Source organism: Nonomuraea sp. NPDC000554 (assembly GCF_040300065.1).
In the GTDB taxonomy this organism is placed as follows: Bacteria; Actinomycetota; Actinomycetes; order Streptosporangiales; family Streptosporangiaceae; genus Nonomuraea.
The window spans coordinates 32,469-54,185 of record NZ_JBEPDC010000022.1 but is presented as its reverse complement, the minus strand read 5'-3'; the positions used below and the strand labels follow the sequence as shown (position 1 = coordinate 54,185).

The window sequence follows — 21,717 nt, the reverse complement described above, 5'->3', positions numbered from 1 at the left end:
ACGGCACCATCGTTCACTGTCGCTCGCGACTACCGATCCGCGACGTTGACGACAGCTGTCGCCTTGACAGACGTTCCCGCTACGACACCACGGACGGTGAACCATCCACTCTTGGCCACCATGTCCGAGGTAACCGGTTCCCAGGTCACATCGACGGATCCGGTCGTGCCGTCACTGGAGACGGCCTCGATCTGCGCAGGCAGCGTGGGAATCTCGCCGATCGTCGTATCGACGGCAACCGACCTGAAATCTACGACGGTCTTCGGCTTCTGCACCTCGAACACGCCGAACTCGGCCAACCCGCACTCCGCGTCGCTCGGATTGTTGTAGGTGTTGTCAGGATCGATGGTGAACTTCACCCAGCCTGTCTTGACCGGAGTATCGAACGTCACGAGGTTGTCCGGCTGACCGTCCCACTGGATCCCGGTCACCTTCTTGCTGCCGCCATCCCATTCCAACACGCCTTCCACAATCTGGTTGACGGCGGCGCCGCGGTCGACCAGGTTGATGCGATCGATCTCCACCGGGGACGGGAACTGAAGTTTGATCCACGGGTTGCGGTCCGCCTTCTTCGCCGCCCAGGACGTCGTCTTGTTGCCGTCCGTCGCCTTCGTTCCCAGATAGCGGTCGTCCTGGTTGTTGCCGTCCGGGACACCGTCTCGGTCGCGAACCGAGGACACCGTGACCGTGGCCGAGCCCGCGATGTTGTCGCCATGCGCCGTAATCGTCTCCGGGTTCGACTCCACCGCCACGCCGTCCAGCGTCACGACTGCCTTTGCGGTCGCCTGGAACCCGCTGGCGATCGGTTGTTTCAGCACGATGGTGTTGCTGCCCGGTACAGCCGCCAGTTTGCTGTCGCTGAACACATACTCGATCTTCGCCTTCGACAGGTTCGCCTTCTCGCCGGTGTTCAGAGTTCCTTCGATCGTGCCGACGACCGGATTGTTCACCCTGATGGAGCCGTCGCTCAGCGCAAGCTTCACCTGCTTCAGAAATGTGGGGAACGACATGCGTCCGTCCGCATCAACGTCGACGTAGAAGTAGTCGTCGGCCCGGTAGCCGGCCAGCTCCGCAGTGACGTTGATCCGTGCCCTCCCCGCCCCACCCGACGACAGCACCTTGTCCGCGCCGACGGCCACCACGGACGGGTTGTCGCTGGTGATCGCGACCTTCGCACCTTTCAGGTCGACAGGCGCACCGAGGAAGGAGTAACCCTTGACATCGATCGTCGCCGTCTGGCCGTCCGCACCGGCCTTCGGTTGCAGTTCGAGACGGCCCAGGGCGGTCAGATCTGTCAGCGAGAGCACCCGGACTTCCAGCACATCGATCGGGCTGCCGTCCTGGCCGCCGCCCGGGAAGGAAACCCTCACATAACGTGCGTGCACGCTGGGCCGGCCAGGATCGACCGGATAGTTGTAGTACAGGCCCTCTTGTTCCCACGCGTACAACGTCGTGTCGCTGCGCGGAACGGCCAGTGTGTTCCTCGACGTCGGCAGCCCGGCGCCGGACACCGTATTCGTCTCGTTGCCGGTGGTCCACTGCGAGCCGTCGACGCTGTACTCGATCTTCAGCTTCTTCGGCACGTTGTAGTAAGTGACGTTGTCGGCATTCGGCATGTGGTGGTTGAAGAAGATGTTGACCCGCGAGAGGTCCTGCATCTTGCCCAGATCGTACGTGATGCTCGGATTCTCGTCGCCCGCCGGCGCCGACCACTTCGTGAGATTGCCGCCGGTCGTGTCGTTGATCGTGCCGTCGGACAACAGCTTGGCGTGCTCGCTGTCGGTTGTCACCTTCGGCGTTATTCCGGTCGCCACGTTCGCGTCCGGAAGTAGCGTGATGTAGTTCCGGGTGGAGGTATAGGTCTTCCCGTCCACCGTCACGTCTGCCCAGTAGCTGTACATCGTGGGGGTGGAAACCTTGCCGGTGAACCGCATCGTGTTGCCTGTGACAATGAACGGTGACTGGTCGACCGGCACCTCGGTGACCACGATCTTACCCGCGGAGTTGTCGCGCCTGCCGTCGACCGTCGCATAGTGGTACTTGATGGCCGAAGCGTCGAGGATGTCGACCTCGCCGCCTTTTCGGGTGTAGCCCGTGAACGTCACCGGAATATCTCTGTCGGTGGCGAACTGTCCCCAGAACAGCGCGCCGTTGGTGCGCATGTTCACGCCGGCAAGGGGAAGTGCGGCCGAGATGGCGCGGCCCTGCACCTTGACCGGGTAGGTGTCGGTCATGACCTGAGGACGGTTCACGCCATCGTCGTAGGTTGCCGTCACGGTGATGGTGGCGGCACCGTCGCCGGCGGCCTTGACCAGGCCTGTTGCCGCTCCTACGGTAGCGACCCGCACATTGCTGCTCGTGAACTTGAGCTTGGCGGGTGCGAGGACGTTGGTGTAGTCGTTCATGTAGCTCTCGGCCCGCAGCTGCAGGCTGTTTGCCGCAGTCTGGCTGCTGAAGAGCTTGACACTCGTCATCTTGTACTTTCTGACCGGGCTCTCGGTCCTAATCTTGATGATGGTGTCAATGGGATCTGCCGTGACGTCGGACGTGTCGATCGAGATGTAGTACTTGCCGTTCGCTTTCTCTGTTGTGAAGGGCAAAGAGTTGCCCTTGTTCAGCCACTTGACCTGGTCTACCGGATAGTCGAAGGGGCCGATGTGGCTCATCAGCGATTGGCCGGCGAATCCCGCCTTCGGCACGCCCGCAATTTGGTTCTTGATCATGTGCATGTAGACGTACTGGTCGCGGGACATGGCGTAGCCCCAGTCCGGCCCCTGCCCATGGGCGATCGCCTTCTGCGGGTCGGTGTACCAGCCGGGCTTCAGGGTGTAGTCCATGGTGTACGGCATGGTGCCGTACACCGACTCGCGAAGATCGGGTCCGCGCCCGTTGTCCATCCACTTCACGATCGAAGTCCGCATGTCCGACAGCTGCTGCGAGGAGATCGGCACCATCGAGAAGATGTTCGTGTTGTCCAGGTTGCTGCTCAGGTTGTCCATGCCACGAGTCACGGTGATGGAGGAGTCGTAGTTCATGACATAGCCGTGACCGTACTGGTTGATCAGTTCTTTCGTGGCTTCGATCCAGTTGTCACGTTCGTTCCCCTTGGCGTACTGCGTCCAGATGTCGAGTGCCGTCGTGTACGGGTCGTTCCATTCCTCATGCGCGACTTTTCTGGCTTGCGGCAGGATCCCGGCACGCCAGCCGCCCTCGTTGTACGGTTCGCTGTTCCAGAACGGACGCTCGTGAAGAGTGATGTCCTGGTCGCCGGTCTGCGCGTTGGGGTTCGCATCGATCAGGACCCGATCGTTGTAGTTGCGCGCGGAGCTCCAGGCGACGTCGAGATTGGAGTAGCTCTCTGGACCGCCATCGGCGAAGAGGTACCACGGGTTGTATCTTGCGACCAGACCTTGGATATCGCTTTCGAGGATCTCGGATCCTTCGAAGAGTGACGACAGGTAGACGCCGAACTTCAACCCGTACCGCTCGGCGGCTTGTTTGGCCTGCAGCACCCGGTCCCGAACCTGCCAGCTGCCGTCCGCGGCCTGGAACAGGGCGTTGTACTTGTACTGCTTGTTGGCGTTGTTCGGGGTCAGGTTGGCGTTCGGCGACGGCCAGTAGTAGATGGTGTTCTGCAGGCTCTCGGTCGAGAGCAGGGTCATGCCCATCTCTTTGGCCGTCTGTGCCCACTCGTCGTAGTTGAAGTTCGGGTCGTACAGGTTCGGCATCGTGCCGGTGGTGTGCGACAGGGCCGACATCTTGCCTTCGATGAACCAGTCGACCGGGTTCTTCTTGACCGTTATGGTGTACGGCTTCGTCGTCGTGGAACCGCGGGTATCGGTCACCTTCACGGTGAAGGTGTAGTCCTTCTGCGATGCGCTGTTGGCGCCGTCCGAGACCGTGCCGTCGAGGTGGCCGTCCGGCGCCAGCGTCAGGCCGGGGGGCAACTGGCCGTCGGCGAGTGTCCAGGAGTAGCCGGGACTGCCGCCGGCCGCCTGGAAGGCGAAGGGAGACGCCTGCGGAGCAATGCTCGACGTGTTTCGGTTGCCGTCGATCTTTGCCACCATGCCGACATACGGGTTCTCGTCGTAGGCGTATGGCAGTGTGTTGGACGGGTAGTCGTTCGCCGGGACATCCGCGTTGCGCGCATCGAATGCATGCCGGTCGATGCTCAGCCCCTTGGTGACGATGGTGAGCTGATTGTCGGCCGCGTTCGGCCCGGTGACCGAGTACGTCAGCCCGGGAACGACATTGCCTGCAGCGTCGCAGAGCCTCGCGTAGAAACCAAGGAAGTTCTTGCTGGTGCCGGTGTTCTTGTGCTGAATCTCGATGAGCAGCTTGTTCCAGCCCTGGTTCAGCTGGATCGGATGTCTCGTACCTTCCTTGCTCACCCGAGCCGCGACGCGGTCCTGTTGCCCGGCCGGAGCGTCGTTGGCGAACAGCCGGTACAGCCCCGATCCGCCCACCTGCCACTGAACAGTCTGCGCGACCGGACTGTAGACGTAGCTTGCGGCCACAACCCACTTGTTGGCTGTCGGCTGCCCCTGCTTGACGTCGAAATAGCCCATCAGGTCGTTGTAGTCGTCGTAGTTCCGGTTGAAGATGCGGTCGTCGAAGTACTGCCAGGTGGATGTTTCCTTGCTGGCCGGATCAACCAGGGACGCGCCCAGGGCGGGAACGACGGGAGCAGGAGACTGCTCGACTACCGGATTGGTGTACGGACCGGACACCGCCCACTGATTCAGGTACGGCGCGGTCCCTCCCGTCTGAGCCGCACGGGCCTGCGGTCCAGTGAGAACGCTGCCGGCCGCCGCAAGTGCGAGCACAATCGTCGTTGCGACGACGCCGGACTGGATCTTCCGTAATCTTGTCACGCTACCTCCTTGCAGGTGTCGAGATATCCGATGCCCGGCCGCTGCTCGCCGGCTCATCCCCACAGCCGGCTCTTGGACCACGAGGTCGGAGCAACGTCTCGTGGTACCTGGCATTCGACATGACCAGGCGCAGGTGCGCATTGCATGACGAAGGTCGCCACGGCCGGAACCGCGGCAGGTTGTAGTCGTCGAGGCCGAACGGCGCCTGGTAGGACAGCATCGCCGGGGTGTTGCTGTTACTGATCGCGGATGTCATCGGCCGTTACGCCGTCGGCTCCCCGAACAGTCGCAACCAGCCGATGATGGAGAAGACGCCGGTCTGGGCGCAGCAACGGGATCTGCCAGGCGACCCGCAAGCCGGAGCGACATCGACCTCGGCAGCCTCGAACAGCTCGCGGGGAATCGACTGCAGTGCCGTGTAGAGGATCGGCCTGTTGTATCCGGCCCAGGACCAGGTCACGATGTTCCCGATCGAGAACAGGAAGTCGACCTCAGCGCCCGCTCTCGCTCCGAGGCCGGCCAGCGGGCTGAACGCGGCGAAGACTTGCGCGTACTTGCCCCGCCCGGCGAACACCGTCTTGGGCGGACCATGCCCCAGGCCCGAGCGCTGCAGCCGAAACAGACTCTGGCGGATCGGGATGACGAACACGGCCACGAAAAGCACGGCGAACGGAGCGAGCAGCACGGTAGTCGGTGCCGTCGCGCAGGCCCACGAGGCTGGTCACCTGACCGGTCTCGCTCAGACCCACCGACAGGAAACCGGCAGTGAGCGTGGGTGGGCCGGCGGAGGCATGGGCGGGTGAGTGGGGGATGGTCAGTGCGGTGCGGGAGCTCACGGCACCGGCGGCGATGAAGGTGCGCCTGTCCAAGGGTCCTCCTTGGTTTTGGGGGGTGGGCTATCGCTGGCCGTTGTCGAAGTAGGCGATGAGTGCCGGGTCGGGAGGAGCGATCTCGATGGGGCGGCCGCCGCTCCGCAGCGACTGGGTGGCCGCGTACCCCGCGGCGACCGCCTCGCGTGCGGCGACGGGGGAGGTGACGGTGTTTCCGCCGTGGCGGATGAAGTCCAGGAACTCCTCGATCAGGCGGGGATCCGCTCCGCCGTGAGATCCCGCCGGCGTCTGGACGTGGATCGAGTCGTCGGCGTCCGCGTGGTAGTCCGAGCGGCGGTTCCAGAGTTTGATGGTCACGTCGTCTGAATCGCCGAAGTTCTCGATGCGCCCCTCGGTGCCGATGATCGTGTAGTTGCGCCAGGAGTCCGGAGTGAAGTGGCACTGCTGGTAGCTGGCGAAGACGCCGTTGTCCAGGCGCATCTGCATCATGCTGAGGTCCTCGACGTCCACGACCGGGTTGAGGTCGCGCTGCTGGAGTGGTGGCCAGTTGTGCGCGGGCGCCAGCCAGTCGGTCATGCGCTCCCCGGTGCGGTCCCGGCGCGAGGCGATGTCGCCGTAGACGACCAGGCCGCCCAGGCCGGTCACCAGCCGGGAGTATCCACCGGCCAGCCAGTGGATGACGTCGAGGTCGTGGGCGCCCTTCTGCAGCAGCAGACCTGTGGTGTTGCGCCGGTCGGCGTGCCAGTCCTTGAAGTAGAAGTCGCCCCCGTGGCCGACGAAGTGGCGGCACCAGACGGCCTTGACCTGTCCGATGGCGCCCTCCTCGACCAGCTGGCGCATGGCCATGACGACGGGCAGGTGGCGCATGTTGTGCCCCACGTAGAGGCGCGTGCCGGAGGCCTGGGCGGCGGCGAGGAGGCGGTCGCAACCGGTGGTGGTGATCGCCATGGGCTTCTCGAGGAACACCGGCACGCGGTTGGACAGGAAGTCCAGCGCGATGCCCTCGTGGGTGTGATCCGGAGTCAGGACCAGCACCCCGTCGAGCCCGGCCGCCACGAGTTCGCGATGGTCGGTCGTGGTGCGCACATCGGGCCCGAACCGGTCCCTGACGCCCGACAACGCCTTCGGATCCAGATCGCAGCAGGCCACCACCCGGGAACCCGCCGCGGGACGATGAGCCAGGTCCGCCAGCTCGCCGCGGACGCCGAGGCCGATCACACCGAGTCTCAGATCATTCATGCGGTCAACCCTTGCTACCGGTGAAGGCGATGCCCTGAACGAAGTGACGCTGCAGCAGGACGAACGCGGCGATCATGGGGATGGTCGCCATGATCGAGCCCGCCATGAGCATCGAGTAGTCGGTGAAGTGCTCGCCCTGCAGGGTCGCCAGGCCCACCGAGAGCGGCATCGTGCTCGGATCGGTGGTGACGACGAGGGGGTACATGAGGTCGTTCCACGACCAGAGCGCCGTCAGGATCGTCAGCGCGATCAGCCCGGGCTTGGCCAGGGGGAGCGCGATGTGCCAGTACACCCGGAGCGGGTTGGCGCCGTCCAGCCGGGCGGCCTCCTCGATGTCGCGCGGCAGCGCGAGGAAGAACTGCCTGAGCAGGAACGTGCCGAACGCGCTGAACATCCCGGGCACGATGAGTCCCTGCAGCGTGTTCGCCCAGCCCAGGTCCTGGATGATGAGGTACTGCGGGATCAGGAAGAGCTGGCTGGGCACCATGAGCACCGACAGGAACAACCCGAAGAGCAGGTTGTTGCCCCTGAAACGCATCCGGGCGAAGGCGTAGGCGGCCAGCGAGCACAGCACCAGCTGGGCGATGGTCCGTCCGGCGGTCATGAGCGCGGTGTTGAGGAACATCTGCTGGAAGGGCAGGACGTCGAAGACGCGCGCGTAGTTGCCCCACTCCCACTGCTGGGGAAGGAGCGTCGGCGGGACCCGCGTGGTCTCGCTGAACGTCTTCAGGGACGTGAGGAGCTGCCAGACGAACGGCCCGACCATGGCCAGGGCGCCGGCTCCGAGCACGACGTGGGTGGCGACCGAGGCCGCAGGCCGTCGAGCGCCGACCGTTCCGTCACGCATAGTGCACCCACCTGCGCTGGAGGCGGAACTGGAGGGCGGTCATGACGAGGATGAACGCGAGCAGGACGAAGGCGACCGCGGCCCCGAAACCGAGATCGTGCTCGACGAACGCCTTCTGGTAGAAGAGGTAGGCGATGGTGCGGACCCGGGGGAGCGCGGGGTTGGCGGTGCCCGCCGCGCTGCCTGGGGTGCTCATCATCATGTAGGCCAGGTCGAACATCTGCAGCGAATTGATCATCGTGAGCACCGTGGCGAAGAAGATGCTCGGGCTCAGCAGCGGCACCGTGATGCGGAAGAACGTCCGGGCCGGGCTCGACCCGTCGATCGCGGCGGCCTCGTAGAAGTCGGTGGGGATGCCCTGGAGCCCGGCCAGGAAGATCACCATGTTGTAGCCGAGGGCCATCCAGATGCCGATCGCGGCCAGGGCGTACAGGGCGACGGACGGGTCGGCTGCCCAGTGCGGTCCCGCCACTCCGACCAGGGAGAGCAGGTAGTTCACCACGCCGTAGTCGCCGTTGTACATCCATCGCCAGAGCATGGCCACGGCCACCGGCATCGTGACCACCGGCAGGAAGTACAGCGTCCGGTAGATCGAGCGCCCGCGGAGCCCGGGCCTGTTCAACAGGGCGGCCACCAGGATCGCCAGGGGGATTCCTGCGAGCTGGATGGCCGCGTAGACCAGGGTGTTGGTCACCGCTTGCGCCACTGCCGGTTCGTCGACGAGGGCGCGGTAGTTCGCGGCTCCGACCCAGGTATGTCCTCCGAAGGGACCCGTTTCGGTGAAGCTGTAGTAGAAGGTCTGCGCGATGGGCCACAGGTAGAACACCGCCAGCCCGATGGTCATGGGCGCGACCATGGCGTAGGCCCACGCGTGCTCGGCACCGCGCCTGGAAGACATCACTTTTCCTTGCCCAGCGCCGTGTTCATCGCCGCCGCCAGTTCCTTGGCCGCCGTGTCGACGTCCTTCTCGCCCGACCAGGCGGGTCCCAGGATCGTGGGCTCCTGCGTCTGCCAGGCGTCGGTGTTCTTCGACGTCGGGAACGGCACCGCGTAGGCCAGCTGGTCCAGGAACGAGCGCAGGTGGTACTGGGGCATGGAGTCGACCCAGGCGTCCTGGGTGCCGTTGAAGGCGGGGATGACGGCTCCGGCCTGGGCCTGGATGTCGGCCGCCTCCTTCGAGCCCAGGAAGGTGATGAACTCGGTCGCCTCCTTGGGGTGCTTGGTCTTGGCGTAGGCGACGTTGGCCAGGCCGTGGATCACGACGGCCCTCTTGGTCCCCTTCGGCAGCACCGTGACGTCCACACCGTCCTTGACGGCGCTGTTCTGGGCGAAGGCGATGGCGTTCCAGGAGCCGCCGTAGTACATCCCGATCTTGCCGGACTCGAAGAGCTGGGAGGGGAAGGTGTCGGTCATCGACTTCAGCGACGGGGACACCCCCGCCTTCATCAGATCGGTCCAGAACCGCAGGCCCGCGACCGCGGCGGGCTGGTCGTATCCCGAGGACTTACCGTCGGGCGAGATGACCTGCCCGCCCGCCTGGAAGATGGTGTTGTAGTAGTTCTCCTGGCCGAAGGCCGGGGCCGCGATCCCGTAGACGCCCTTGGAGGCGTCGGTCAGCTTGCGCGCGACCTGGGCGACGGTCTGCCAGGTCCACGTGTCGTCGGGATACTTGATCTTGGCGGCGTCGAAGAGCTTCTTGTTGTACCAGAGCCCCACCGTGTCGAAGTCCTTGGGCACGCCGTACTGCGTGCCCTGGTAGCTGTAGATCCGGGACAACGCCTCGGGATAGTTGGACAGGTTCACCTGCCCGCTCTTGATCGCGTCAGAGAGAGGCAGCAGCACGCCGTTGGAGGCGTACAGCTGGGCGTGCGGGCCGTTCATCCAGAAGACGTCGGGCGCGCTGCCTCCCGTCGCGTCGGCCTGGAGCTTCGTCCAGAACTCCTGGCTGGCGGTGAGCTGGATGCCGACCCGGATGTTCGGGTGGGTCGCCTGGAACTTGTCGACGATGCGCTGCATGGCGGGCAGCTGGTTCTTGTCCCAGATCCGGTAGCTGAGCTGGACCTTCCCGTCGCCGGAGTCAGCGCCGCCACCGCACGCGGCGGCGCTCAGCAGGAGCCCCGCCACCACGACTGACGACCTCCATCGTGGCTTTGCATGCATACAAGGCTCCTTCCGGAGAGGATTGATCTGATACATCTCTGGCCGCGGCTGGGGAGTCGCGTCGCCGATGAATCCGCTGTATGGGGAGGGTTTGCGGTGCTGTGTGCTCCGTAGTCTGGGATAGTCGATCCACCCGAGTCAACCCTTAGATGCGATTCACCGCCAGGGCGGTGGCCTATAGATCCGAAACATTAGGGTTAAGATGCACCCGTATGCAGATCGGATGAGAGGCGGGGAAGGGATTGAACCAATCAGCTGTGCTACCGCAACAGTCGAGCTCAGAGGCCAACTACCGGCCCGGTTACGAGATCGCGGCGGAGCGGATTCTCGAGTACATCGTCCGTGAGCGGCTCAGGCCAGGAGACCGTCTGCCGACGGAGAAGGATCTGGCAGATGCCGTACAGATGAGCAGGACGGTCGTGAGGGAGGCGGTGAAGATCCTTTCGGCGGTGAAGAGGCTGAGCGTGCAGAAGGGCAGGGGCATCTACGTCGCCGAGCCTGAGGACGCCTCTCTGCGGGAGTCGTTCGCGCAGTTCCTGCCCGCGGACATCGGGCAGGTCGACCAGATGTTCGCGTTCCGGCGGCACATCGAGTCCGCCACGGCCCGCCTGGCGGCGCAGCGAGCCGTACCCGCACAGGTGAAGGCGCTGCGCGAGGCGGCGCAGCTGTCGGCGGAGGCCGCGGCGCGCAACGACATCGAAGCCTTCAACCGGTCCGACGAGCAGTTCCACAGGGAGGTCGCGGACGCGGCGTCCAACATGTTCCTGCTGGCGACCGTCGAATCGGTGCAGCGCCTCCAACGGCAGGTCAGCATCATCGGGCTGGCGGGGGTCGCGAGCGGATCGCTCGTGGTGGCCGCCGATCAGCATCTGGCGATCGCCCACGCCGTCGCCTCCGGCGATGAGGAGCAGGCCGTGGCGCTCATGACCCGGCACATCGACATGACGATGGCGCAGTTCCAAGAGGAGATCCGTCACCGTCTCTTTCCCAGCGACGACGCCTCGTTCTGATGACCTCCCACACGAAGGAACCCATGCGAATCACTGATGTCACCGTCGAACTCGTCGATCTGCCCGCGCAGCCGCCCTTCCGCTGGCGAGCCGGACTCCCCGGCTCGGAAGGGCCGGTGGTCGGCGGCATCCTGCGCATCCACACCGACGCCGGCCTGATAGGAGAGGCGCACACGCGGCGCGGAGTGATCGTGGCGGACCTGGTGCAGCGCCGGATCCGCGAGGACCTGCTGAACCGTGACCCGCTCTGGCGCGAACTCCTCTGGCAGCGCCTGTGGGAGCTCGACCGCATCGAGGAACTCCCCATCTACGCGCTCGGGCTGGTCGACGTCGCGCTGTGGGATCTGGCGGGCAAGGCCGCGAACCTGCCCGTGCACCAACTGCTCGGCACCTACCGGGACGCGATCCCCGCCTACGCCAGCACGGTGACCTTCTCCAGCGTGGAGGAGTACCTCGACGTCGCCGACCAGTGCCTGGACCTCGGCTACAAGGCGATCAAGCTGCACGCCTGGGGCGACGCCCGCGCCGACGCCGAGCTGTGCCAGAAGCTGCGGGCCCACGTCGGTGACGAGGTCCCCCTCATGTACGACGGCTCCGCCGGCTTCGACTTCACCGACGCCCTCTACCTCGGACAGGCGCTGTCCGAAGCCGGATACACCTGGTACGAAGAGCCGATCCGCGAGTTCAGCGTGACCGCCTACCGGTGGCTCGCCGAACGCGTCACCGTCCCTCTCCTGGTCGCCGAGACCTCCGACGGCGCGCACATGAACGTCGCCGACTTCATCGTGGCCAACACGGCCGGATACGTCCGCACCAGCGCCCAGTACAAGGGAGGCATCACCGGCGCCATGCGCATCGCCCACCTCGCCGACAGCTTCCAGCTCCGGGCAGAGGTCCACGGAACGGGCATCGTCAACGCCCACCTGTGCATGGCCATCCCCAACACCACCTACTACGAGTCCCTCGTCTACACCAACCCGGTGATCCGCGAACCCGCGATCGGCCCCGACGGCCTCGTTCGCGCCCCCACCAGTCCGGGGATCGGCTACTCCGATTTTTAGGGTTTATAGCCAGCTGGAGCCCAAATAATACTGATCTATTGACCTGATGGATGTTGCGCCGCATACTGAGGAAACCGCGCCTGGGCGAGACCAGACCCGGTTGACCAGGTGAGATGCCTGGCGAGTTCCCGCTCGTAGGCCTGCTTGGCCGATGCATAGATCTGATACATGTCTGCGATGGCACCCACGGCTCGTTCACCCGGCGCTGGAGTAGCCAATTCGGCGAAGATCAGGAGTGCAGATGGTGAGAATCCGAGGTGCCACGGCGGTCATCGCCGCGGTCATCGTCACCTGCGGCAGTGCGGGGTTACCCATCCCCGCGGCCGCGGCGGCCGACGGCGTGCGGATCGGCGCGGGCTACCTGGCGATCGGGCTGAGCGACACAGGGTTGGTGACCAGCCTGGTGGACACCCGAACCGGTGCCGACTATCTCGCGCCGGGGAAGTCGGTCCCGCTGGTGAGCGTGGTCGCCGACGGGCAGCGGGCGGTGCCCACCAAGGTGGAGCTCTCTCAGCACGGCAAGATGCTGACGTTCCGCACCAGCAAGGCGACGGTCGACGTGCAGGTCGTCACACTCCCGACCTACTCGACCTTGGAGGTCGTCGGCCTGACCCCCGCACCCGGTGCGGACGTGCAGACGCTGCTGTGGGGTCCGCTGCCGACGAAGGTCACCCAGACCGTCGGTGAAAACGTCGGGGCGGTCGGCGACGACACGTTCCGGTTCGGGCTGCGTCCGCTCAACGACAAGACCGTGGGATCTTGGCCACCGGAGTACGACTCCTATGGATTCGGCGCGGACCTCACGCAGAGCGGTTTCGGCTCGCTGGGCACCCAGACGGAGTGGAGCGTGGCAGCGAAGACCACGTGGGGAAGCATCCTGCGCGCCTACAGCTATGACTACAGCAAGGTTCGGGTCAGGCGGAACCAGATCCCGGTCGGACCGATCGAGGGGCCCGGCGGACAGATCATCGGATCGAAGCTGGCGTTGTTCGGCGCCGCGCCAGATCTCGCACTCAGCGTTCTCAGCCAGATCGCACAGGATCAGAGCCTGCCCTACCCGACCATCGACGGGCAGTGGCAGAAGGTCGCTCAGGCTACCCGGCAATCGGTTCTCGCCCTCCACGACCTGAACGGCAATAGCCTCCCAACCGCTGTGAAGTTCGCGAAGCAGGCAGGGATCAAGAATCTCTACTCGGTGCAGAATGCGGCCGGTCCCTGGGTGACAACAGGCCACTACCAGTTCAACGGCGACTTCGGGGGCTCGGACGCGGGCGCGACCCAGTTGGTGGCCGATGCGGCCAAGGAGGGAGTCAGGGTGGGCGTCCACACCCTGGCCGACTTCCTCGATCCACGGGACCCGTACGTGTCGCCGCCGCCGGCCGACTCGCGACTGGCGGTGGGCAAGACCGTCAAGCTGACCCGCCCGCTCGGACGGGCGGACACCACGCTGTACGCGGACGGCGACTCGGGCGACGTCTACGGCAAACGGCTGCGCATCGGTGACGAGTTCGTCGCATTCACCGGCGTCACCAAGCTCAGCGACACCGAGTGGCAGTTCACCGGAGTGTCACGCGGGCAGTGGGGGTCTGCCGCCGCGGCCTACCCGGCCGGCACCGGCGCCACCCGGGTCATCATGAACGGCTACGGCGGCGCGATCGGCGGTCTGCCGATCATCGACGAGATCGCTATCCGGCTGGCCGCCATGGTCAACACCACCGGCATCCGGACCATCTCCTACGACGGATCGGAATCGCTGTCCTACACCGGCTGGGACGCCCGGGGCTTCGCCCATCTCGTCAACGCCGTCTACCGCAAACTCGACTCCGTCGACGGCTTCATCACCGAGGCCAGCAACGTCTCCGGCAACACCTGGGAAGCCCAGTCGCGGCTCAACTACGGCGGGCTCGGCTGGCCGGACTCCGACTACAAGCAGATCAGCTGGAACAACGACTACTACCGGGCCAACTTCCTTCCTCCGATGGCGGGCTCGCTGCCGATCAACGGCAACGACACCGAGCTGAAGACCGAGACGAACCTGGCCCGTGCCGCATCGCTCGGCGCCACCTTCGGGTGGTACGAGACGAATCTGAGCAGCCTGTCGTCGGGCTCGAACACGTCGGCCATCCTGGCCGCGATCAAGAGATGGGAGTCGGCCGTCAACGCCGGCGCCTTCACCCCCGCCCAGCAGAAACTGATGGCCGATCTCACCGCCAACTGGCATCTGGAGGAGATCACCGCCGGTCAGGCGTGGTCACTTCAGCGGCTGGACGCAGCCGGCAACCCCGTCGGTGAGGCCCAGGCAGTCAAGGCCCCCGCCCCGGGCTTTACCACGCCGCGGCCCCCGAATGCCCAGCTCGGCAAGCTGTACGAGGCCAAGGTGACCTCCAGCACCCCCCAGACGGTCCGGTATGAGATCACCTCGGGACGGCTGCCGGACGGGCTGACCCTGAACAAGGACACCGGCGCCATCACCGGCATCCCCACCCAGCCCGGCGCCAGGAAGTTCACCATCACCGCCCGCAACGGCGGAGCCCTCCCGGACGCGCCGATCACCTACACCCTCACCGTCCGAAACCGCTAGCGCGAGCCCGTCCGAGGCCGCCGGTGGTGCCGACCACCAACGGCGGCCCGCACGGCATGCCCTGAAAGAGGAGAAACACCTGTGAACAAGACGGCGATCAGGAAAGCGGCCGCGGCCTTACTGGTGGTGCCGCTCGCCGTGACGGCATGCGGCGGCAACGACCCCGGTTCGTCCTCGTCCGTCATCAAGCTTGAGTTCTGGGGATGGGCGCCCGGATACGACAAGTCGGTCGAACGGTTCAACGCCAGCCACAAGGACATCCAGGTCACGTTCAACAAGCTGCCCTCGGGCGGCAAGGGCGGGTACGACAAGATGTTCTCCGCGGTGAAGGCCGGCAACGCCCCCTGCCTGGCGCAGATCGGCTTCGAGTCAGTGCCGACGTTCCTGCTCGAGAACGCCCTGGAGGACGTCACCGGCGAGGCCGGCAGCGCACGGGGGCAGTTCATCCCATGGACCTGGAACCAGGTCTCCATCGCCGGCCGGACGTACGGCATCCCGGTCGACACCGGCCCGACGGCCTTGTACTACCGGAAGGACATCTTCGACAAGTACCGCATCGAGGTGCCGAAGACATGGGACGAGTACGCCAAGGCGGCCGAGAAGCTGCGTCAGGCCGACGCGAAGGCGTACATCCTGAACCTGCGATCGGTCGACCTGGCCGGCTTGGCCTGGCAGAACGGGGCCAGGTGGTTCGCGGCCGAAGGCGACACCTGGAAGGTCACCGTCAACGCCGCACAGACCAAGCAGGTCACCGACTACTGGCAGGGCCTCATCGACAAGAAGCTGGTGAACGTCACCGACGAGGGCTACGGCGCCGCATGGTGGAGTGCGCTGCAGTCCGGCAAGGTCGCGACCGCGATCGGCGCGGTGTGGCTGCATCCACTGATCGCGGAGAACGCCCCGGGCGCGAAGGGCAAGTTCGCCGTCGCTCCCATGCCGCAGTGGAGGGCGGGGGAGAAGAAGTTCGGCAACGAGGGCGGGTCCAGTACGGCCGTGCTGAAGGGCTGCAAGAACAAGAAGGAAGCGGTCGAGTTCGCCACCTGGATGAGCACCAACCCCGACAGCCTGAAGAACCTGATCAAGGTGACGGGAATCTACCCGGCCGCCACCGCGGGCCTGTCACTGCCCGAGGTGAACACGGGCGTGGAGTACTTCGGTGGCCAGAACATCTTCAAGGTGTTCGCCGAGGCCGCACAGAACACCGACACGAGCTGGCAGTGGGGGCCGACGCAGTCGCAGTTCGGCGCCGACCTGACCGACGCGGTCAACACCGCTTATTCCGGTAAGGGCACCCTGCCCGCCCAGCTGGACGTCCTGCAGACGAAGACGGTGGAGGCGCTGAAGTCGAAGGGCCTGAAGGTCGAAGGATGAGCCGTAAGGTCGAATCCCTTCCACGGGTGGAGCGCCCTGCGGCATCACCCGGGAGCCGCGGCCGGAACCGGCCCGGCGCCGCGATCCGTCGCCGCCGCACGGCGGCCCTGCTGCTCGCGCCGTTCGCCGTGCTGTTCACAGCCGTCTTCGTGCTGCCGATCGGGTACGCGGTCTACCAGAGCCTGCTCCGGGTGAAGCGCTCCGGGCTGGGGCTGGGGCCGGCCGAGACCGTCTTCGCCGGCCTCTTCAACTACGCACGGGTCTTCGCGGACAACTCGTTCGTCACCAGTGTGCTCCGGGTGCTGGCCTTCGGCCTGATCCAGGTGCCGGTGATGCTCGGGCTCGCCCTGCTGCTGGCGCTCCTGCTGGACTCCCAGGCGGTGCGGTTCGGGCGCTTCCTCCGGCTGGCGTACTTCCTGCCGTTCGCGATCCCGGGAGTGATCGCAGCAGTTCTGTGGTCGTTTCTCTACGTACCCGGAATCAGCCCGCTGGTCGGTCTCGGAGAGGACGCCGGCGTCAAGGTCGACTTCCTCACCGCCGACACGATCCTCTATTCGATCGGCAACATCGTCACCTGGTCCTGGACGGGATACAACATGGTGATCCTCCATACGGCTCTGCGGTCCATCCCGCGCGAGCTGTTCGAGGCGGCAGAGGTGGACGGCTGTTCCGGCGTGCGGATCGCCTGGCACATCAAGATCCCTCTGCTGCGTCCCGCACTCACCCTGACCGGCGTGTTCTCCATCATCGGCACACTGCAACTGTTCGGCGAGCCGATGGTGCTGCGCTCCATGACCTCGGTGATCAGCAACAGCTACACCCCGGTGATGCTCTCCTACCAGGCGGCTTTCGGTCTCAACGACTACAACTACGCCGCGGCGATCGCGGTGGTGCTGGCTCTCGCGACGTTCGTCCTGTCCTATGGCTTCCTGCGTCTGAGCAGCAGGGGATCGTGATGAGCGAACAGAATGAGGCCGGCTCGCGGCGGGCCGCACGTCCGGCCGAGCACCGTGGATCTTCGGCCGCTCAGTTGAGCACCGTGGTGCTGCTGCTGGCGATCGCCGGATACTTCCTGTTGCCCGTCTGGTGGCTGTTCGTCTCGGCCACCAAGTCCAACGGCGACCTGTTCGGCACCAACGGTTTCTGGTTCGGCGCGAACCAGAACCTCGCCGGCAACGTGGCCAAGGTCTTCGAGCACAGCGACGGCAGCTTCTCTCGCTGGATGTTCAACAGTCTGCTGTATTCGGCTGGGGGCGCGTTGACGGCGACGCTCATTGCCGCGATGGCTGGATACGCCCTGGCGAAGTACCCGTTCCGAGGCAGGGAGGGGGTGTTCGCAGTGATCATGGGCGCGGTGCTGATCCCGCCGCCGCTGCTCGCCCTGCCGCTCTACCTGCTCGCCACATCCGCGGGGGTCGTCAACACGTACTGGTCGGTGCTGATCCCGAGCGTCGTCACCCCGTTCGGGGTCTACCTCGCGCGGGTGTACTCGACGGCCTCCGTACCCGACGACCTGACCGACGCCGCACGGATAGACGGCGCGGGCGAACTGCGCATCTTCTTCACCGTCGCACTGCGGTTGATGTCGCCCGCCCTGGTCACCATCTTCCTGTTCCAGTTCGTCGGAATCTGGAACAACTTCTTCCTGCCGCTGATGATGCTCGCCGACGACAAGCTCTGGCCGCTCACGCTCGGGCTCTACTTCTGGAACAGCCAACTGAGAGACCAGCCCTGGTACGACATCGTGGTCACCGGCTCGCTGATCTCGGTCGTTCCCCTCGTCATCGCTTTCATCGTCCTGCAGCGGTATTGGCGGTCGGGACTGTCGGCCGGAAGCCTCAAGGCCTGACAGCCCGCAGGGTAGAAAGATTCTGGAACAATGCGAAAAATCGCCACTATGTTAGGTGGAGGCGCCGTGATCGTCGCGGCGCTGCTCCTCGGCCCTGTCAACACGACGGCGTATGCGCAGCAGGCCGCCGGGAACGCGCCGTTCATCAACTCCTGGCTGGTGTCGGGCCCGTTCGATTCCCCGGTGGCCGACAAGCTCTATGAATGCGAGGCCGGGGAGCTGGTGAACCAGGCGCCCAAGGCGTCGGAGATCACGGCATCGTCATCGACTCTGGCGGTGAATCCGGTCGCGTATCTGGTCGACGGTGACACCAGGAAGCAGTGGGTCACCGAAAATGATTCCAGCCCATGGGTGAACCTCAAATGGAGCGAGCCCGTCGCGCTCAACGAGGTGCGGATCGCGCAGTGGGGTGATTCGCGGCACGTGAACGACTGGTATCACCTCACCTTCACCCTGGACGATGGCAGCAAGGTTGAATCCGGCAAGGTCAACAGCACATCCGCCAGCCCGTCCGAGCCCACCGTGTATTCGGTACGGCCCGGGTTGAAGAACGTGCGCGAGATGAAGGTCGAGATCGACAAGGGCCGCGTGCCGTACCCGTCGATCACCGGAATCTCCGAGATCGAGGTCTACAACAGGGCGGAACCCGTCGACGGGAAGACGAAGATCACTCCGGGCGTCGGCGAGGCGTTGAGCTTCGGCGGCGAAAGCCGGACGTGGGAGTACTTCGACGACCGTGTCTACAACCGAAACTATGACGACTACCAGGATCTCTACGGGTACTACACGGTCAAGCAGGGCGTGGACACGAGGAACAAGTACGTGTACGCGCACACCTACGTCTACAGCCCGGTCGAGCAGCAGGCGTATGTCAACGTCGGTGCGAGCGGCTCGTACCGGCTCTACGCCAACGACCGGTGCATGACGGATCCGAGCACGCCCGCGGAGGTGCAGAAGGACCTCACGAAGAGCGCCGTCCACCTGCGGCAGGGCTGGAACAAGCTGATGATCCAGATCAGGCACACCTACACGGAGGACGTGAACGCGAACGGTGTGCCGGTGGCGCAGGACAAGAACGTGGCGTATCTCGGCTTCTACGGCCGGGTGACGGATCAGGCGGGTAACCGGATAGACGGCCTGGTCAACTCCGTCGTGGGGCCGTCGGAGACCCTGAAGATCGTGTCGCAGGGGTTGTCGGGCGACGCGACCAAGGCCCTGCCGACCGGCTACAAGGAATGGCCCTACGTCTGGAACAAGTCCGCCACCGGCAACGCCTATGGTGTCTCGGCGTCGGCGTTCCAGTTCATGGCCGCCGGAGGCACGCCGGGATACACCTGGAAGGTGGTCGGCGGGAAGCTGCCCGATGGCCTGGAGCTGAACTCCGACGGCACGATCGCGGACGGGCTGGTCGACGGGAAGGTCGACCTGAACAGCACCAAGGGCGTCATCAGCGTCAACGCCGAACCCGGCGACTATCACTTCACCGTGCAGGTGGCCGACAGCAAGGGGACCCGCGCCACCAAGGACTTCACCATCACCGTGAAGGAACGTCCGAACAAGTGGTTCGAAGAGGGCAGAGTCGGTGCTCTGACGCATGCCACCGCCGTGTACAACTCCTTTGTCGATCCGAACTTCTCCGTCGACCGATGGGCGGCCAGAGCGAAGAGCGAAGGACACTCGCTGGTGTCGGTCGAAACGAACCAGCAGGCCTACTTCTGGCCTTCGAAGTTCTGTGACCCCAAGAGCGATCGGCACATCTACTATCCGAAGGACGGGCACGGGAACGTCGTCGACGGCATCAAGAGGTTCGAGCAGGCAGTAAAACGCCAGGGAGTCAGGTTCGGCCTCTACTACGCGTCCCAGACCACTGACAGAACCGTCCAGGACATCGCCGACCTCATTCGCCGCTATGACCCGAGCTACCTGTACTTCGACGGCCCCCAGGGGCACAGGACAGAGAACTTCGACGTCGTCTACAGCGGCATCCGCAACTACTCCGACGGAATCATCGTGAACTCCAACGCCTGGGGCGAGGAGTACGGCGACCCTGATCTCCGAACCGACGAGGCGTCGGGAATCTATGCCAACACGGCTCGGAACCATCTTCTCAAGCGGACGGTCATGGAACCGTGGAAGATGATCCACACCAGAGACGAACTGTCGCCGTACTACGGCAAACGTGATGACTACCGGCAGGTGGCCAAGGAGATGGTCATGAACGCCGGGCGGGGCTACGCGGACAACAACGATCAGTCGATCATCGACAGCCGCGGGCCCAACTGGCACTCGCCCCAGGAAATCGCCACCAGGTACCCGAAGGCCGCCCAGGAATTCATCGACGTCAGGGAGAACCTGGTCGGCTGGTTCGCGCCGGACGGCAGTCCAGAAAAGCACGAGTCCACGACCGGAACGACGCCGTACTTCCTGTCCGGCTACGGCTACGACGACGACGGGCGAGGAAACTACGAGAAGTTCGCCTTCCCGAACGGCGCGACCGGCCCGCAGTGGGGTTACGCGACCGCCCGGGACAACACCATCTACCTCCACATCATGAAGGGGCCGGACGGCAAGAAGGGCTTCGACGCGATCGCCGGCAGGTCCCTGACCATCGGCCCGGTCGACGATCGGGTGACGTCGGTGACATGGCTGAACAGAAACGTCCCGATCACCTCGTTCAGCCAGCGGGGAGACAGTCTGTCGATCAACCTGGCCGACGTGGGGGAGGACCCGGTCGACACGATCATCAAGATCGTGACCGATGATCCGGCCCGGACGTACAAGCTGACCGACGTCCTCGCGACCGGCGAGCAGGTCGCACCCGCGATGTTGAAGGTCCGTGCCGAGGGATACATGACCTATCCCGCGCTGAAGGCGCAGCTCTCGGACGTGACCTACAGCAGCGCGAATCCCGACGTAGCGGCGGTGCATGGCAAGGGAGTCGTGACCGCGGGAGCGAACGGCACGACGACCATCACGGTCGCCGGCACGCATGAGGGCATCACCAAGCAGGGCACGCTGAAGGTCCGAGTCAGGGACCACGTCATCCACGTGGGCGAGGACATGATCGAGGCGTCCTTGCTGGTCGCAGGGAAGGAGGCATACGGCGAGTTTCCGCTGAACGACGGGCTGAGCTACGAGATCGAAGGCAGGTCGGCCAAGGGCGGACCGATCGGGCTGGACGCGGCGCAGATCAGATGGCATGGCGGCGTCGTCGACCTGACCGGCGGCGACAAGTACAAGCCGGTCGCCATCCAGGAAGTGGACACGTTCACCTTCAAACACAACAAGATCACCACACCGGCTGTGGAGAAGCCCACGAGAGGAGTCGTGTGGGCGGACGTGACGGTGGACGGCAAGACCGTGACGACCAACAGGGTCTTCCTGGACCTCCTGCCGTACCGCAACCTCGCGGGGGTCGCGGAGATCACCTCGAGTCACGATCAGGACGGGGTGGCCGACCTCGTCGACGGCCGAACGATCGAGGGCATCCACTTCGACCAGTCGAAGTGGTCGGCACCGGCGGGCCAGGCGGCGTGGATTCAGTTCAAGCTCCAGGCGAAGTCCGATATCTCGAACATCGCCATCAACTTCAACTCGCTCGATCAGAAGTATCTCAACACGCCCAAGACCATCAAGATCCAGACCAGCGTCGACGGCGTGTCATGGAACGACGCCGGTACGATCAACGGCCCCACGGGCACCGCTGACTTCGGTTTCTCCAACCGGTACCCGCTGAGCGCCTCGGCCCAGTACGTCAAGCTGGTGTTCGACGGCGACGCGAACGGGTCGGCGATCGACCTGCTCGAGGTGGCCATCAACGGTAGATAGACGCCACGGGGACGAGGGCGGCGGAGCGCCGCCCTCGTCCCCGACACGGAGGTGTCGCGCCTGCGCC

At 65.0% G+C, this 21,717-nt stretch carries 13 protein-coding genes; 7 read left to right on the top strand and 6 right to left on the bottom strand.

Annotation, left to right across the window (positions count from 1 at the left end; all coding sequences use genetic code 11):
* Window positions 1-29 precede the first annotated feature (29 nt).
* From ABT294_RS34485 to ABT294_RS34460, 6 genes are all read right to left on the bottom strand, one after another.
* Window positions 30-4,874, bottom strand: coding sequence for a DUF7402 domain-containing protein (locus ABT294_RS34485; protein ID WP_350810513.1), 4,845 nt, complete (start codon window positions 4,872-4,874; stop codon window positions 30-32).
* A 262-nt stretch (window positions 4,875-5,136) separates the two neighbouring features.
* On the bottom strand, window positions 5,137-5,529 hold the full coding sequence (locus tag ABT294_RS34480) for a hypothetical protein (protein WP_350810512.1): 393 nt from the start codon (window positions 5,527-5,529) through the stop codon (window positions 5,137-5,139).
* A 241-nt stretch (window positions 5,530-5,770) separates the two neighbouring features.
* Window positions 5,771-6,943: a Gfo/Idh/MocA family protein gene (locus ABT294_RS34475; RefSeq protein ID WP_350810511.1), complete on the bottom strand. Its 1,173-nt coding sequence runs from the start codon at window positions 6,941-6,943 to the stop codon at window positions 5,771-5,773.
* 4 nt (window positions 6,944-6,947) lie between these two features.
* Entirely contained in the window at window positions 6,948-7,790 is an 843-nt protein-coding gene (locus tag ABT294_RS34470) for a carbohydrate ABC transporter permease (protein ID WP_350810510.1), read from the bottom strand.
* Window positions 7,783-8,688: a carbohydrate ABC transporter permease gene (locus tag ABT294_RS34465; RefSeq protein ID WP_350810509.1), complete on the bottom strand. Its 906-nt coding sequence runs from the start codon at window positions 8,686-8,688 to the stop codon at window positions 7,783-7,785. The genes ABT294_RS34470 and ABT294_RS34465 overlap by 8 nt, the downstream gene beginning before the upstream one ends.
* On the bottom strand, window positions 8,688-9,950 hold the full coding sequence (locus ABT294_RS34460) for an ABC transporter substrate-binding protein (RefSeq protein ID WP_350810508.1): 1,263 nt from the start codon (window positions 9,948-9,950) through the stop codon (window positions 8,688-8,690). The genes ABT294_RS34465 and ABT294_RS34460 overlap by 1 nt, the downstream gene beginning before the upstream one ends.
* A gap of 257 nt (window positions 9,951-10,207) precedes the next feature.
* Between ABT294_RS34460 and ABT294_RS34455 the strand changes: the two genes are divergently transcribed.
* The 7 genes from ABT294_RS34455 to ABT294_RS34425 all read left to right on the top strand — a co-directional run bounded on the left by ABT294_RS34455 (window position 10,208) and on the right by ABT294_RS34425 (window position 21,650).
* Window positions 10,208-10,960: a FadR/GntR family transcriptional regulator gene (locus ABT294_RS34455; RefSeq protein WP_350810507.1), complete on the top strand. Its 753-nt coding sequence runs from the start codon at window positions 10,208-10,210 to the stop codon at window positions 10,958-10,960.
* A gap of 23 nt (window positions 10,961-10,983) precedes the next feature.
* Window positions 10,984-12,021 (top strand): enolase C-terminal domain-like protein, encoded by a 1,038-nt coding sequence (locus ABT294_RS34450; RefSeq protein WP_350810506.1) that lies wholly within the window; start codon window positions 10,984-10,986, stop codon window positions 12,019-12,021.
* A gap of 241 nt (window positions 12,022-12,262) precedes the next feature.
* Window positions 12,263-14,602: an Ig domain-containing protein gene (locus tag ABT294_RS34445; protein WP_350810505.1), complete on the top strand. Its 2,340-nt coding sequence runs from the start codon at window positions 12,263-12,265 to the stop codon at window positions 14,600-14,602.
* Between the two features lie 81 nt (window positions 14,603-14,683).
* Entirely contained in the window at window positions 14,684-15,973 is a 1,290-nt protein-coding gene (locus ABT294_RS34440) for an ABC transporter substrate-binding protein (protein WP_350810504.1), read from the top strand.
* Complete coding sequence (locus ABT294_RS34435; RefSeq protein WP_350810503.1) at window positions 15,970-16,929, top strand: carbohydrate ABC transporter permease; 960 nt, start codon at window positions 15,970-15,972, stop codon at window positions 16,927-16,929. Before ABT294_RS34440 ends, ABT294_RS34435 begins: the two co-directional genes overlap by 4 nt.
* A complete protein-coding gene (locus tag ABT294_RS34430) occupies window positions 16,929-17,822 on the top strand; it encodes a carbohydrate ABC transporter permease (RefSeq protein ID WP_350810502.1) in 894 nt (297 codons plus the stop codon). Before ABT294_RS34435 ends, ABT294_RS34430 begins: the two co-directional genes overlap by 1 nt.
* Before the next feature lie 48 nt (window positions 17,823-17,870).
* The gene (locus tag ABT294_RS34425; protein WP_350810501.1) at window positions 17,871-21,650 is read left to right on the top strand and encodes a discoidin domain-containing protein; all 3,780 of its coding nucleotides are present in this window, start codon (window positions 17,871-17,873) and stop codon (window positions 21,648-21,650) included.
* Window positions 21,651-21,717 lie beyond the last annotated feature (67 nt).

Bases quoted from the DNA above. Each gene is read 5' to 3' on its own strand.
- ABT294_RS34470 (WP_350810510.1), bottom strand. From the start codon at position 7,790: ATGCGTGACGGAACGGTCGGCGCTCGACGGCCTGCGGCCTCGGTCGCC.
- ABT294_RS34465 (WP_350810509.1), bottom strand. From the start codon at position 8,688: ATGTCTTCCAGGCGCGGTGCCGAGCACGCGTGGGCCTACGCCATGGTC.
- ABT294_RS34425 (WP_350810501.1), top strand. From the start codon at position 17,871: ATGTTAGGTGGAGGCGCCGTGATCGTCGCGGCGCTGCTCCTCGGCCCT.
- ABT294_RS34435 (WP_350810503.1), top strand. From the start codon at position 15,970: ATGAGCCGTAAGGTCGAATCCCTTCCACGGGTGGAGCGCCCTGCGGCA.
- ABT294_RS34450 (WP_350810506.1), top strand. From the start codon at position 10,984: ATGCGAATCACTGATGTCACCGTCGAACTCGTCGATCTGCCCGCGCAG.
- ABT294_RS34460 (WP_350810508.1), bottom strand. From the start codon at position 9,950: ATGCATGCAAAGCCACGATGGAGGTCGTCAGTCGTGGTGGCGGGGCTC.
- ABT294_RS34445 (WP_350810505.1), top strand. From the start codon at position 12,263: ATGGTGAGAATCCGAGGTGCCACGGCGGTCATCGCCGCGGTCATCGTC.
- ABT294_RS34430 (WP_350810502.1), top strand. From the start codon at position 16,929: ATGAGCGAACAGAATGAGGCCGGCTCGCGGCGGGCCGCACGTCCGGCC.
- ABT294_RS34475 (WP_350810511.1), bottom strand. From the start codon at position 6,943: ATGAATGATCTGAGACTCGGTGTGATCGGCCTCGGCGTCCGCGGCGAG.